Annotated in this window: 14 protein-coding genes; 10 read left to right on the top strand and 4 right to left on the bottom strand. The window is 74.3% G+C overall.

From position 1 onward, the window contains the following. Positions 1-23: 23 nt before the first annotated feature. From ABT296_RS26475 to ABT296_RS26460, 4 genes are read left to right on the top strand one after another with little or no spacing between them, the layout of a single operon-like run. The gene (locus tag ABT296_RS26475; RefSeq protein WP_351931140.1) at positions 24-737 is read left to right on the top strand and encodes a nucleotidyltransferase family protein; all 714 of its coding nucleotides are present in this window, start codon (positions 24-26) and stop codon (positions 735-737) included. A 7-nt stretch (positions 738-744) separates the two neighbouring features. Beyond that, entirely contained in the window at positions 745-1,638 is an 894-nt protein-coding gene (locus ABT296_RS26470) for an NAD-dependent epimerase/dehydratase family protein (RefSeq protein WP_351931139.1), read from the top strand. Then, positions 1,635-2,297 (top strand): spherulation-specific family 4 protein, encoded by a 663-nt coding sequence (locus tag ABT296_RS26465; protein WP_351931138.1) that lies wholly within the window; start codon positions 1,635-1,637, stop codon positions 2,295-2,297. The genes ABT296_RS26470 and ABT296_RS26465 overlap by 4 nt, the downstream gene beginning before the upstream one ends. Further along, on the top strand, positions 2,294-3,208 hold the full coding sequence (locus ABT296_RS26460) for an endo alpha-1,4 polygalactosaminidase (protein WP_351931137.1): 915 nt from the start codon (positions 2,294-2,296) through the stop codon (positions 3,206-3,208). The genes ABT296_RS26465 and ABT296_RS26460 overlap by 4 nt, the downstream gene beginning before the upstream one ends. A 12-nt stretch (positions 3,209-3,220) precedes the next feature. On the opposite strand, the gene ABT296_RS26455 is transcribed toward ABT296_RS26460, so the two are convergent. After that, the gene (locus ABT296_RS26455) at positions 3,221-3,937 is read right to left on the bottom strand and encodes a GntR family transcriptional regulator (RefSeq protein WP_351931203.1); all 717 of its coding nucleotides are present in this window, start codon (positions 3,935-3,937) and stop codon (positions 3,221-3,223) included. A 168-nt stretch (positions 3,938-4,105) separates the two neighbouring features. Between ABT296_RS26455 and ABT296_RS26450 the strand changes: the two genes are divergently transcribed. The 6 genes from ABT296_RS26450 to ABT296_RS26425 all read left to right on the top strand — a co-directional run bounded on the left by ABT296_RS26450 (position 4,106) and on the right by ABT296_RS26425 (position 10,390). Beyond that, a complete protein-coding gene (locus ABT296_RS26450; protein ID WP_351931136.1) occupies positions 4,106-5,113 on the top strand; it encodes a BMP family protein in 1,008 nt (335 codons plus the stop codon). After that, entirely contained in the window at positions 5,110-6,690 is a 1,581-nt protein-coding gene (locus ABT296_RS26445) for an ABC transporter ATP-binding protein (RefSeq protein WP_351931135.1), read from the top strand. Before ABT296_RS26450 ends, ABT296_RS26445 begins: the two co-directional genes overlap by 4 nt. A gap of 52 nt (positions 6,691-6,742) precedes the next feature. Then, the gene (locus tag ABT296_RS26440; protein ID WP_351931134.1) at positions 6,743-7,816 is read left to right on the top strand and encodes an ABC transporter permease; all 1,074 of its coding nucleotides are present in this window, start codon (positions 6,743-6,745) and stop codon (positions 7,814-7,816) included. Then, complete coding sequence (locus ABT296_RS26435; RefSeq protein WP_351931133.1) at positions 7,813-8,736, top strand: ABC transporter permease; 924 nt, start codon at positions 7,813-7,815, stop codon at positions 8,734-8,736. Before ABT296_RS26440 ends, ABT296_RS26435 begins: the two co-directional genes overlap by 4 nt. A gap of 41 nt (positions 8,737-8,777) precedes the next feature. Further along, the gene (locus tag ABT296_RS26430; RefSeq protein ID WP_351931132.1) at positions 8,778-9,773 is read left to right on the top strand and encodes an ornithine cyclodeaminase family protein; all 996 of its coding nucleotides are present in this window, start codon (positions 8,778-8,780) and stop codon (positions 9,771-9,773) included. A gap of 113 nt (positions 9,774-9,886) precedes the next feature. Then, positions 9,887-10,390, top strand: a complete 504-nt coding sequence (locus tag ABT296_RS26425; RefSeq protein ID WP_351931131.1) for a molybdenum cofactor biosysynthesis protein — start codon at positions 9,887-9,889, stop codon at positions 10,388-10,390. A 43-nt stretch (positions 10,391-10,433) separates the two neighbouring features. Here ABT296_RS26425 and ABT296_RS26420 read toward each other — a convergent pair whose 3' ends face one another. The 3 genes from ABT296_RS26420 to ABT296_RS26410 form a co-directional block, all read right to left on the bottom strand. Next, positions 10,434-11,816, bottom strand: a complete 1,383-nt coding sequence (locus tag ABT296_RS26420; protein ID WP_351931130.1) for a glycoside hydrolase family 10 protein — start codon at positions 11,814-11,816, stop codon at positions 10,434-10,436. Between the two features lie 215 nt (positions 11,817-12,031). Then, positions 12,032-12,676 carry an SRPBCC family protein gene (locus ABT296_RS26415; protein WP_351931129.1) on the bottom strand — a complete coding sequence of 215 codons (645 nt, stop codon included), beginning with the start codon at positions 12,674-12,676 and terminating at the stop codon, positions 12,032-12,034. Continuing rightward, complete coding sequence (locus tag ABT296_RS26410; RefSeq protein ID WP_351931128.1) at positions 12,669-13,055, bottom strand: ArsR/SmtB family transcription factor; 387 nt, start codon at positions 13,053-13,055, stop codon at positions 12,669-12,671. Before ABT296_RS26410 ends, ABT296_RS26415 begins: the two co-directional genes overlap by 8 nt. Positions 13,056-13,060: the final 5 nt, after the last annotated feature.

The following is a 13,060-nucleotide window of genomic DNA, read 5'->3' as shown; positions in this document are numbered from 1 at the left end:
CCCCGTTCACGAAGGAGCAGTCCATGCACGCTGTGATCCTGGCGGGCGGCAAGGGCGTCCGGCTGCGGCCGTACACCACGGCCCTGCCCAAGCCGCTCGTGCCCATCGGCGACCAGCACGCCATCCTGGAGATCGTGCTGCGCCAGCTCTCCACGGCCGGCTTCACCCACTGCACCCTCGCCATCGGCCACCTCGGGGAGATCATCCGCGCCTACGTCGGCGACGGTTCGCGCTGGGGCCTGGACATCGCCTACGCCACCGAGGACAGCCCCCTGGGCACCATGGGCCCGCTGCTGAAGCTGCGGGACCGGCTGCCGGAGACCTTCCTGGTGATGAACGGCGACGTCCTCACCGACCTGGACTTCGCCGACGTGCTGCGCCGGCACCGCGAGTCGACGGCGCCGCTGACCATCGCCACCTACGCGCGCAAGGTCCACATCGACTTCGGGGTGCTGACCACCGACGCCAGCAAGGTGGTGGCGTTCACCGAGAAGCCGAGCATGGACTACCGGGTCTCCATGGGCGTCTACGGCGTCTCCCGGGACACCCTCGACTCCTACACCCCCGGGCTGCCGCTCGGCTTCGACGAACTGGTGCTGGACCTGCTCGCCGCCGGACAGCCGCCGCACGCCTACGAGTTCGACGGGTACTGGCTGGACATCGGCCGCCCCGACGACTACGACCGGGCGAACGCGGAGTTCACCAGCCGCAAGTCGCTCCTGCTCAAGGGAGCCTGAGCACAGCATGCGCATTCTCGTCCTGGGCCACACCGGTTATCTGGGCGGTCACGTCGTCGAGCGGCTGCGTGCCCTGCCGGGCACGCGGGTGCTCGGCGGGGGCCGCTCCCCCGGCGCCGACCACCACGTCGACCTCGCCACGGCCGACCCCGAACGGCTGGCCAAGACCCTGGCCTCGGCGGCGCCCGACGCCGTCGTCAACTGCACGGGCGCCGTGTCGGGCGACGCCCTGACCCTCGCCGAGGTCAACACCCGCGGCCCGGCCGTGCTGTGCGCGGCGCTGCGGGCCGCGGCCCCGGCGGCCCGTCTGGTCCAGCTGGGCTCGGCGGCCGAGTACGGGCCCGGCACCCCCGGTGTCCCGGTCACCGAGTCGGCGCCGACCTGCCCGGTCGGCCCGTACGGGGCGACCAAGCTCGCGGGCACGGCCGTGGTGACCGCGTCCGGTCTGGACGCGGTGGTGCTGCGGGTGGGGAACCCGGTCGGGCCGGGCGCCCCGGCGGTGGGGCTGCCCGGCCGGGTCGCCGCCCTGCTGCGGGAGGCCGGCGGCGATGCGGAGGCGGTGCTGCGGCTCGGCGACCTGTCCGCCTACCGCGACTTCGTCGACGTTCGCGATCTGGCGCGGGCCGTGGAACTGGCGGTGTCCGCGGGCGGTCCGCTGCCGCCGGTGCTGAACATCGGGGGCGGCGCGGCCGTCCAGGTGCGCGAACTGGTGCGCGGCCTGGCCGACGTGGCCGGGTTCCACGGCCGGATCGAGGAGTCCGTCGCCGGTTCGGCCCGTTCGGCGCAGGTGTCCTGGCAGTGCTCGGACATCACCGCGGCGCGCGAGGCGCTCGGCTGGCGGCCCGCCCGGTCGCTCGCCGAGTCGCTGGGCGCGCTGTGGGCGGGCGGCGGGGCACCGTGAGCCTGCTGATCCCGCTGTACGTCCATCCCGCCGAGGATCCGGGCGCCTGGGCCCGGCTGATCTCGGGCGCCGACCGCACCTACGGGGTCGTCCTCAACCCCGCGAGCGGTCCGGGCGAGCGGCCCGATCCCGCGTTCACGGCGGCGGCCGGCGCGCTGCGGGACGCGGGGGCCCGGCTGCTCGGGTACGTGGACACGGCGTACGGGCGGCGCGATCCGGCGCAGGTGGTGGCGGAGGTGCGCCGGCACCGGGAGTGGTACGCGACCGAGGGCTGCTTCCTGGACCGGGTGCCGGCCGAGCGGGCCGGGCTGCCCGAGTGCCGGCGGCTGGTCCGCTCGGTGCGGCGGGCCGGCGCGGCGACGGTGGTGCTCAACCCGGGGGTCCATCCGGCGCCCGGGTACGCCCGGCTCGCCGATCTGACGGTCACCTTCGAGGGGCACTGGTCGACGTACGTCTCGGCGTTCAGCCGTCCGGCGTGGACCGCTCGGCAGCCGGCCGAGCGGTTCTGCCATCTGGTGTACGGGGTGCCCGAGGCACTGGTGCCGCTGGCGGTGCGGACCGCGCACGAGCGGGGGGCGGCCGTCTCGGGGCCGGTCACGGGCGAACAGCCCAACCCGTGGGCCGTGTTGACGCCCGCCCTCGCGGGCGGGGAGCGGTGAGGGGTGTCGCGCCGGCCGCGGCGCTGCTGGTGCTGGGCGCGCTGACCGGGTGCTCGGGGGTCGGCGGGGACGACACCGTGTCGGGGCCGCGGCCCTCCGCGGCGGGGACCACGTCGGGGAACACTCCAGGGGGCTCGTCCTCCGCACCCCCCTCGCGCGCACCGTCCACCGCGTCGGCGGGGCCCAGCACGTCCCCGCGCCCCTCCTCCGAGGGCCGCTGGCGGCCGCGTCCGGGGCTCGCCTGGCAGTGGCAGCTCGACGGCCGGGTCGACCCCTCGGTCGACGTGGCCGTCTACGACATCGACGGCTTCGAGAACTCGGCGGCGGACGTGGCCCGCCTCCACCGCGCGGGCCGCAAGGTGATCTGTTACGTCAACGTCGGCGCCCGGGAGGACTTCCGGCCCGACCGGGACGCGTTCCCCGCCTCGGTCCTCGGCCACCCGAACGGCTGGGAGGGCGAACGCTGGCTGGACATCCGCCGGTTGGCCGTGCTCCGGCCGATCATGGCGCGCCGTTTCGACATGTGCCGGGAGAAGGGCTTCGACGCGGTCGAGCCCGATCTGGTGGAGGGGTACGCCGACGACACCGGCTTCCCGCTCACCGGTGCGGACCAGCTCCGCTACAACCGCATGATCGCCGGCCTGGCGCACGAGCGGGGCCTCGCCGTGGGGTTGAAGAACGACCTCGCCCAGATCCCGCACCTGGTGGGGGACTTCGACTTCGCGGTCAACGAGGAGTGCGCCCAGTACGACGAGTGCGAGGCGCTGAAGCCGTTCGTCGAGGCGGGCAAGGCGGTCTTCCACGTGGAGTACGCCGAGCCCGACTCCGCCTTCTGCGCGGACTCCCGGCGCCTCGGGCTGTCCTCCATGCGCAAGAAGCTCGCACTCGGGACCTGGCGCGCGCCCTGCTGACGGACCGTCGGCTCAGCGTCTGCGCCTGCGGCGCATGGCGACGGCCTCCGGGTCGATCTCCGGCAGCGACCACTCGGCCGCGAGGGCGACGCTGACCGCCCGCCCCGCCGCGATGTGGTCGTGGGCGAGGGCGGCGGCGCGCCCGGTGTCCCGGGCCGCGATGGCCTCGTACAACTCCTCGTGCTCGGTGCACTGCTGGGCAGGGTCCCGCTGGGCGGTGAGCCGGAACAACCAGTGGGTGCGCGCCTCCAGCGGGCGCAGCATGCCGGTGAGCAGCGGGTTGTCGGCGAGGTCGACGATGTCGGTGTGGAAGCCCGCGTTGGCGGCGGCGATGGCGTCGCGGTCCGCGGCGCGGGTCGCGGTGCGGGCGCTGTCCAGCCGTGCCGCGAGCCGGTCCAGGCCCGGCCGGTCGGCGCGCTCCGCGGCGAGCCGCGCGGCCAGCGACTCCAGCGACTCCCGTACGTCGAACAGGTCGCGCACGTCGGCCGGGGTGAACGGGGCGACCAGCGCGCCCTTGTGCGGGACGAGGAGGACCAGGCCGTCGGCCTCCAGCAGGCGCAGGGCCTCGCGCAGCGGGATGCGGGAGACCTCCAGCCCGGCCGCGAGGTCCCGCTCCACCAGCCGCTGCCCCGGCTGGAGTTCGCCCTCCACGATCCGCCGGCGCAGGGAGTCGTAGGCACGCTGGCGCAGCGAGCCGCGCGGCTCGGCGGACGGCGGGACTGCCTTCACCAAGGGTTTCCTCCACTTCCCGGGGCTGTCCACTCTAGGCGGCCTCCGCCAACGCGCCGCGAGTGCTAACCGCGCGCTAACACCGGTGAAACACAGGGCTCCGAAACTGATGCCACTTAACGGTATACCAGTAACCGGCTCACGGGCCCTGTCCCCCGGAGGCTCCCAGTGGCGTACTCCCCCATCCACCGAACCCTGGCCTGCGCGACCGCCGTCGGCGCGCTGCTCACCCTGTCCGGCTGCGGCGACGGCGACTCCTCGTCGGGCGCCGCCGACTCCGGCGGTCTGAAGGTGGGCGTGCTCTTCCCCGGCTCCCTGTCCGACGACGGCTTCATGGAGTCGGCCTACCGCGGCTACCAGCGGGCCGCGAAGGAGCACAGCGGCACGATCACCTTCAGCAAGGTCGAGCAGGTCGCCCCGGCCGACTACGAGCAGGCGCTGGTCCGCTTCGCCACCGGCTCCGACCTCGTCATCTCGCTGGGCGGCCAGACCGACGCGGCGGTGCGCAAGGTCGCGGCCCGCTTCCCGAACGTCAAGTTCGCCGAGATCGGCGGCCCGGCCGACGCCGAGCCGCTGGCCAACCTCGCCCTCTACGACCCCCAGCAGGCCGAGGGCGCCTTCCTCTCGGGGGCCGCCGCCGCGCTGCTCTCCAAGACCGGGAAGGTCGCCTTCGTCGGCGGCGCCGAACTGCCGGCCATCGTCAACGCGGCCGAGGAGTTCGCAGCCGGCGCCCGCGCCGCCGACCCGAAGGTCGAGGTCCTCACCCCGCAGTACGTGGGCGACTTCAACGACGCGGCCAAGGCCAAGCAGTCGGCGCTGGCCGACTACGGCGCCGGCGCCGACGTCCTCGGGCAGATCCTCAACCTCGGCCACCGGGGCCTGGCGCAGGCCGCGTCGCAGAGCGGCACCACGCTCATCGGCGGCCCCCTGCCCAGCGGCTGCGACGAGGGCTCCGCCTACGCGGGCTACGTCGAGACGGACATCGGCGCCGAGATCGAGTACGCCGCCGACCACCTCGCGGCCGGCACCTGGCAGGCCGAGGCGGTCCACTTCGGGCTGACCTTCGAGGAGCCGCACAACGACATCGTGCTCTGCGGCGAGCCGGACCCGGCGACCGGGAAGAAGCTCGACGACCTGAAGGCGAAGATCGCGGCCGGGGAGATCAAGACCCGATGAACGCTCCCGCACTGGAGGTGCGCGGCCTCGCCAGATCCTTCGGCGCGGTCCGCGCCCTGGACGGCGTCGACCTCGTCGTCGCACCCGGCACCGTGCACTGCGTGCTGGGCGAGAACGGCGCGGGGAAGTCGACCCTGTGCCATCTGATCGGCGGCGGCCTCGCCCCGAGCGCGGGCACGATGCACCTGTACGGCCGCCCGTACGCGCCGCGCCGTCCCGCCGACGCGCTCGGCGCCGGGATCGCCATGGTCCACCAGCACTTCAGCCTCGTCCCCACCCTGACCGTGGGCGAGAACCTGCGGCTGCTGCGGCTGCCGGACCTGGCGGCCCGGCTGGAACGGGTGGACCGGGAGTACGGACTGTCCCTGGAGCCGGAGGCCAGGGTCGACCGGCTGCCGGTGGGGCTGCGGCAGCGCGTGGAGATCGTCAAGGCGCTGCTGCGCGAACCGCGGCTGCTGGTCCTCGACGAGCCGACCGGCGTCCTCGACCCGGCCGGTGTCGAGGCCCTGCTGACCACCTGCCGGCGGATCGCCGACGCGGGCGGCGCGGTGGTCCTGGTCACACACAAGCTCGGCGAGGTCGCCCGCGCCGGTGACGAGGCGACCGTCCTGCGCGGCGGCCGGGTCGCCGGCGGCGGACCGCTCGCGGAACTGCCGGCGGAGCGGCTGGTGCCGCTGATGATCGGTCGGCCCGCGGACGGGCTGGACCCGGCCCTGTCCGGCACCCTCGGGCTGGCTCCCACCCCGCCGGACACGGCACGGTCCGCCGGGGCCGACGCCGGGAGCCGCGCTCCGGCGCTGCGGCTGCGCGGCGTCACCGTCCGCCGCGCCGACGGCACGCCCGCGCTGGACGACGTCACCGTCGACGTGGCGGCGGGCGACATCGTGGGCGTCGCCGGTGTCGAGGGCAACGGGCAGAGCGAGCTGATGGCGGTGCTCGGCGGTTCCCTCGCCGCGCACTCGGGCACCGTCACGGTCGGCGGGACCGAACTGACCGCGGCGACCCCGCGCGAGCGGACCCGCGCCGGGCTGGGCGTGGTGCCCGAGGACCGGCACCACGAGGGGTGCGTCACCGCGCTGTCCGTGGCCGAGAACCTCTTCCTCGGCCGGCTCGACGGGTTCCGCCGCGGCCGGGTGTTCCTGGACCGGGGCGCGCTGCGCCGGGCCGCCGAGCGGGTGATCGAGGAGCACGGCATCCGCGCCGACGGGCCGGGCGCCCCGATGTCGTCCCTGTCCGGCGGCAACCAGCAGAAGGTCGTCCTCGCCCGGGAGCTGGCCCTGGACCCGCTGCGCTGCCTGGCCGCAGCGCAGCCCACCCGGGGACTGGACGTGGGGGCGGTCGCCGCCGTGCACGGCCGGATCCGCGAGGCCGCGGCCGACGGCGCCGGCGTGCTGGTCGTCTCCTCCGAGCTGGACGAACTCCTCGCCCTGTGCGACCGGGTCGTCGTGGCCTACCGCGGCCGGCTCTCCGAACCGGTGGCCACGAACGCGCCGGACGCCCGGGAGCGGATCGGGCGCCTGATGCTCGGCGCCCACGACACGGCCGAGCCGGAGCGGACCGAGGCCCGCACCGCCTGACCCGGCCGCATCCCCCCACCCCTTCACCCCAGTCTCTCGTGCAAGGAACCCCATGACCGCATCCCTGGCGCCCCCGCGCCCCCGCCTACGGCATCCGCTGTCCCTGGCGCTCCTGGCGGCGGTGGCCGCCGCCGGAGTCGGCGTCCTGCTCGTCGTCGCGGCCGGTGCCGCGCCCGGCGCGGCCTGGGCGGCCCTCGACGAGGGCATGTTCGGCTCGTCGTACTCGGTGGGCAGTTCCCTCAACTCGGCCGCCGTCCTCGCCCTGATCGCCACCGGGTTCACCGTCGCCCACCGGGCGGGCCTGGTGAACGTGGGCGGCGAGGGCCAGCTGTGCGCGGGCGGCGTGTCCGCCGCCGCGACCGGACTGGCGCTGCCCGCCCAGGTCCCCGCCGCCCTGGGCGTGCCGCTGATCCTGCTGGCGGGTTTCGCCGGCGGCGCCGCCTGGGCGTCGATCGCCGGGGTGCTCAAGACCCGGCGCGGCACCAGCGAGGTCATCACCACCCTGCTGCTGAACTTCGTCGGCGCGGGCCTGGTGTCGGTGGCCGTGCACGAGGAGGCGCTGCTGCGCCAGCCGGTGACGTCGTCGGAGACGCTCCCACAGTCCGAGGCGCTGCCGCAGGGTGCCCAGCTGCCGCTCATCGCCGGGGTGGAGTCGCCCGCGACGGCGATCGTCGTCCTCGCCGCGGTCGCCGTGGTGGTCACCGCGGTGGTGCTGCGGGGAACGGCGGTGGGGCTGAAGCTGAAGTCCGTCGGCCACTCCCCGGCCGCCTCCGCCCGGCTCGGGCTGCCCGTGGCCCGGCTCCAGGAGGGCGGCCTCGCGGTCGCCGGCGGCCTCGCGGGCCTCGCGGGCGCCTGTCTCGTCGCGACGGCGCCGTACGTCCTCGCCGAGCACTTCTCCTCCGGATACGGCTTCTCGGGGCTGGTCGTCGGGCTGCTGGCGCGCGGTTCGCTGGTGGCGGTCGCGGCCGTCTCGCTGGGCCTGGGCTTCCTCACCAGCGGCGGCATCAACCTCCAGTTGGCGGCGGGGGTGCCCGCCTCCTCCGTACAGATCGTGCAGAGCGTCCTGGTGCTGCTCATCGCGGCCGTGATGCTGTGGAGCAACCGCCCCGACGGGAGCCGCTCATGAGCGCCGTACTCGACGAACTCGCCGCGGGCGGTGTGCGCCTGGCGATCCCGCTGCTGCTGGCCTCGGCCGGTGAAGTGCTCAGCGAGCGGGCGGGCGTACTGAACCTGTCGGTCGAGGGGATGATGCTCACCGGCGCGTTCGCCGGCGCGGCCGGGGCGCTGGCCTCGGGCAGCGCCCTGGTCGGGGTGGGTACCGCGCTCGTCGCGGGGCTGCTGGTCGCCGTGGTCCAGGCGGTGCTCAGCGTCACCCTGCGCGCCGACCAGATCGTCACGGGCATCACCCTCAACGCGCTCGCGCTCGGCGCGACGACCTACGCGGCCCGGCTGATGTTCGGCGACGGCGACGTCGGCTCGGTCCCCGGCTTCGACCCGCTGCCCGTGCCGGTCCTGCACGAGATACCGGTCGTGGGCCCGGCCCTGTTCGAGATGACCGCCCTCGGCTACACGGCCTGCGCGCTCACCGTCGCCCTCGCCGTGGGCTGCGCCCGGCGGACCACCTGGGGCCTCGCCGTCGACGCCGTGGGCGAGGACGCGCGGACCGCCGACCGCTGCGGTCTGCCGGTACGGGCGATCCGGTACGCGACGGTCCTGGTCACCGGGGCGGCCGCGGGGCTCGCGGGCGCCCAGCTCGCCCTCTCCGAGGTGCACGCCTTCAGCGACAACATCACCGCCGGGATCGGCTATCTCGCGGTCGTCGCGGTGATCGCGGGGCGCTGGCGGGCCTGGCCGACGGTCGTCGCCTGTCTCTTCTTCGGTGTCGCCCAGGCCCTGCAGTTCGCGGCGCCCGCCCTCGGACTGCACATCTCCGCCCCGCTGCTGACCACGCTGCCGTACCTGTTCGCGCTGCTCGCCGTGAGCGGCCTGGTCGGGCGCAGCCGGGCCCCGGCCGGGCTCACCCTGCCGTTCGCGCGCAGCAGCTGACCCCGCCGCACTCGCCCCCCACGTACTGGAGACCCACCCCGATGACCCTGATCCTGACCCGTTCCGACATCCACGGTCTGCTCGCCGACGCCACCGCCGAGGTGGAGGCGGCCGTGGCCGACGCCCACCGGGATCTCGCCCTCGGCCGGGCCGACCTGCCGGCGCCCCCGGTGATGGGCGTGCCCGGCTCGGACGGCGCGTTCCTCGCCATGGCCGCCGCCTCCGGGCCGGCGGGGCTGGCGGCCGTGAAGCTCCTCGCCGACCTGCCCGGCAACGCCGGGCACGGGCTGCCCGTGCAGCGCTCGGCGGTGCTGGCGGTGTCGGCGCAGACGGGCGGCGTGGCGGCGGTCCTGGACGGCGCGGTGCTGACCCGGGTGCGTACGGCGGCGGCGACCGCGGTCGCCACCCGGGTCCTGGCGCGGCCCGCGGCCCGGGTGCTGGGCCTGCTCGGCACCGGCCCGCTGGCCCGCGCCCATGCTCTGGCGCTGCGCTCGGCCAGGGACTGGGACCGGGTGCTGGTGTGGGGCCGCAGGCCCGAGCGGGCCGTGGAACTGGCCGCCTGGATCAGGGACGAACTCGGCCTGGACGCGGCCGCCGGAGCCGACCCGAGGAGCGTGACCGAGGCGGCGGACGTCCTGTGCACGCTCACCCCGTCCCGTGAACCGCTGGTCAGGGGCGCCTGGCTGACGCCGGGTCAGCATGTGAACGCGGTCGGCGCGCCGCCGCGTCCGGACCATCGCGAGATCGACAGCGAGGGCGTGCTGCGCTCACGGATCGTCGTCGACTCCTTCGCCACGGCCCGCCGCAAGTCCGGCGAGGTACTGATCCCGCTCGCCGAGGGCACCCTCACCGAGGACGACTTCCGCACCGAGCTGGGGCACGTGCTCACCGGCGCCGCCCCGGGCCGCTCCTCTGAGGAGGAGATCACCCTGTTCGACTCGGTCGGGGTGGGGCTCCAGGACCTGGCGGTGGCGCGGCTGCTGATCGACCGGGCGGGCAAGGAGGGGGTGGGGACCCGGATCGACCTCACGGCCTGACCGGATCGGCCCCACGGCCCGACGGGTCCACCTCACGGCCCGACCGGCCCAACCGGCCCGACCGGGTCGACCGGGTCGACCGGGCGCCGAGCCCGGTTCGTACAGTGGTGGGCATGGCAAGGGTCCGTATCCAGGTGGTGCAACTGCTGGTCTCCCCCGCCCACCGGCTGGCCGGGCGCCCCGCCGACGGTCCCGGGCCCGAGGGTCCGGGGGAAGCGGTCCGGCGGGCGGAGGTGCGCGAGGGGCTCGGGCTGGTCGGCGACCGGTACTTCGGGCAGCGGGCGCACCGCGACGCCTCGGTGACGCTGATGGCCGAGGAGAACCTCCCCGTGGACATCGACCCGGCCGTGGACCTGCGCGGCACCCGCCGCAACGTGCTGCTGCGGGGCGTCGACATCGACGCCCTGGTCGGTTCCGTCGTCGGCATCGACTGCGGGACGGGACCGGTCACCTTCGCCCTGAACCGTCCGGCCCGGCCGTGTGCCTGGATGGACGTGACGATCGGCCCGGGGGCACAGCGCGCGCTGCGCGGCGGGGGCGGGGTGCGGTGCACTCCGCTGACGGACGGGGTGCTGGAGGTCGGCGAGGCGTCCTTCGAGATCGTGAGCGGACCCTGAGCCGCCCGGCGCGGGGAATGCCGCGCCGGGCGGGTTGTCGCTGTCAGGACGCCGTGCAGGAACCGAGCACGGGTGCCGCGCTGTTGCCGTTCTTCATGACGGTGAAGCCGAAGCTGGTGGAGGCGCCGGCGGCCAGCGTGCCGTTGCCGTTGGGGCGCATGGTCATCACGTTGCCCGAACCGTCCCAGGTCGGCGTGCCGTTCCAGGTCGCGGAGACCTTCTGCGGCGAGGTGACCGTGACGGTCGTCGTCCAGCCGGTGATCGCCGAACTCCCGGCGGTGACGGTCACCTTGCCGTTGAAGCGGTCGCTCCACTCCTCCTGCTTGCTGTACGTCACGGAACAGGCCGCGCTCCCGCCGCCTCCTCCGCCGCCCGATCCGCCGAGCGCGGTGAGTACGGCCGTGTAGGCGGGCTTCCTGGCGTAGTTGCCGTCGAACAGCAGGGGGGTGCCGGAGGCGCGCCACGAGTACTTGTCGGTGACGCCCCAGACGGTGATGCCGGTGCACCGGCTGACCGCGAGACAGGCCCGGACGACGTTGCCGTAGCTGGTGGCCTGGGCGGTGCCGGAGCCCTCGATGTCGAGTTCGGTGATCTGCACGTCGACGCCGAGGTCGGCGAAGCGCTGGAGGTTGGCCTGGTAGTCGGAGGGCACCGGCGAGGCGCTGTTGAAGTGGGACTGGAACCCGACGCAGTCGATCGGCACTCCGCGCGCCTTGAAGTCCCGGACCATGGCGTAGACGGCATTGCTCTTCGCGTTGACGCCGTCGGTGTTGTAGTCGTTGTAGCAGAGCTTGGCCGCGGGGTCGGCCGCCCGAGCGGTGCGGAACGCCTCCTCGATGAAGCCGTTGCCGAGCCTGTCCTGGAAGGGCGAGCTGCGGCGGGCCCCGCTGGAGCCGTCCTGGAAGGCCTCGTTGACGACGTCCCAGGAGTGGATTTTGCCCTTCCAGTGGGTCATCACCTGGGTGATGTGATGGTTCATCGCCGCTCTGAGGTCGGAGGCGGCCAACGAGCCGACCCAGCCGGGCAGTTGGGAGTGCCAGACCAGGGTGTGGCCGCGCACCTTCATGCCCCGGCTCTGCGCGTGGTTGACGATCTGGTCGGCGGCGCCGTAGCTGAAGGAGCCCCGGGAGGGCTCCACGGCGTCCCACTTCATCTCGTTCTCGGGGGTGACCGAGTTGAACTCGGTGTTGAGCGTGGTGGCGTACGCGGCCTCGCCGAGGTGGTTGGCCGCGACGGCGGTGCCGAAGTAGCGGCCCTTCTCGGCGGCGGCCGCGCCGAGCGTGCTCGCCGCCCGCGCGGTGCCGGACAGGGCGGTCACGCCGGTGGCGGCGAGCAGGCCCGCGAGGCCCAGGGCGAGGGCGGTGCGGGTGGGGGTGCGGCGGTGCGGATGTTCGGGGGCCTTGCGGATGGACGTGCGGGTAACCATCTCGTCCCCTTCTTCCGTTGACGGTTCGGGGTCCGGCCGGAGCACATCGGAGCTCCGAATGTTTCGGACCAATTTCCGATTGGCGTCGCAGACCATACGAGGGCCCTGACACAGCGTCAACGGTTCACGCGACCACCTTTCACAGTTGGCTCAAGACAGACAGCCGCACCACTCCCGCACCATCCGGCAAAGAGAGTTCCGAAAGTTTCGGACGCTCAGGAGGCGGGTTCCGCGCCCGTGTAGAAGGCGATCGTCGCCGCCGTGGTGGCCTGCGCGGTCGCTGTGTCGGCGCCCGAGGCGGCGTACGCGGCGCCCCACAGCTCGCCGGACCGCCGCATACAGGCCCGGCCCTCGTCGGACATGGACCACTCCTCCGCCTGCTCGGGGCTGAAACCGCCGCCCGCGAGATGCATCCCGAGCCCGAGCATGGCCAGGTCCCAGCCGACACCGGTGGCGCCGGGCCCGTACTGCCCCCAGAACTCCTCCGGCACGACCGCCACATGCTCCAGCTCCAGCACCGTGGCCTCCTCGCCCTGCGCGGTGAGGCGTACGGCGACCTCGCTGAAGCCGGGGTCCGGGCCGAACAGCCAGCTCACCCGGAGCAGGTCCGGCTCGTCGCACTGGAGGATCTCGCCCCCGGCGTTGCCTTCGAGCTGGTACTTCCCGCCGACCTCGAAGTCGCCGGTGACCGGCAGGAACCAGCGGGCGATCCGCTCGGGGGACGTCACCGCGTCCCACACGTCGGCGATCCCGGCGTCGTAGGACCTCCGCAGCAGCACCGTACGGGCCTCGCCCGCGTCCACCCGGCGGGTGCCGACCGCGCGGTGCAGCCGGTTGATCTCGTCGACGAAGTCAGTCATGGCGTTCCGCTTCCTCTTGGTCCTGTCGGTCCTGTCGGTCCTGCTGCTCTTGTCGTCTGCGCTCGCGCCTGCCACGCGCGAGTTCCGTCCCGAGCGCGTCGAGCCGCTGCTCCCAGAAGCCCCGGAACCGCTCCAGCCAGTCGTCCACCTGGCGCAGGGGCTCGGTGTCCACGGCGTACAGCCGCCGCGTCCCCTCCGCCCGCACGGCGGCGAAGCCGTTCTCCCGCAGCACTTTCAGGTGCTGGGACACGGCCGGCTGCGAGATCCCGAACTCCTCGCGGATCACGGCGCCGATCTCGCCCGATGCCCGCTCGCCCGTGGCGAGCAGCTCCAATATCCGGCGCCTGACCGGATCACCCAGTACGTCGAAAGCGTGCACGCGGG

It is taken from the genome of Streptomyces sp. NPDC000983 (assembly GCF_040299205.1).
Taxonomy (GTDB): domain Bacteria; phylum Actinomycetota; class Actinomycetes; order Streptomycetales; family Streptomycetaceae; genus Streptomyces.
This window is presented reverse-complemented; position numbering and strand designations above follow the sequence as displayed.

Bases quoted from the DNA above. Each gene is read 5' to 3' on its own strand.
- ABT296_RS26475 (WP_351931140.1), top strand. From the start codon at position 24: ATGCACGCTGTGATCCTGGCGGGCGGCAAGGGCGTCCGGCTGCGGCCG.
- ABT296_RS26470 (WP_351931139.1), top strand. From the start codon at position 745: ATGCGCATTCTCGTCCTGGGCCACACCGGTTATCTGGGCGGTCACGTC.
- ABT296_RS26445 (WP_351931135.1), top strand. From the start codon at position 5,110: ATGAACGCTCCCGCACTGGAGGTGCGCGGCCTCGCCAGATCCTTCGGC.
- ABT296_RS26440 (WP_351931134.1), top strand. From the start codon at position 6,743: ATGACCGCATCCCTGGCGCCCCCGCGCCCCCGCCTACGGCATCCGCTG.
- ABT296_RS26435 (WP_351931133.1), top strand. From the start codon at position 7,813: ATGAGCGCCGTACTCGACGAACTCGCCGCGGGCGGTGTGCGCCTGGCG.
- ABT296_RS26430 (WP_351931132.1), top strand. From the start codon at position 8,778: ATGACCCTGATCCTGACCCGTTCCGACATCCACGGTCTGCTCGCCGAC.
- ABT296_RS26425 (WP_351931131.1), top strand. From the start codon at position 9,887: ATGGCAAGGGTCCGTATCCAGGTGGTGCAACTGCTGGTCTCCCCCGCC.
- ABT296_RS26420 (WP_351931130.1), bottom strand. From the start codon at position 11,816: ATGGTTACCCGCACGTCCATCCGCAAGGCCCCCGAACATCCGCACCGC.
- ABT296_RS26415 (WP_351931129.1), bottom strand. From the start codon at position 12,676: ATGACTGACTTCGTCGACGAGATCAACCGGCTGCACCGCGCGGTCGGC.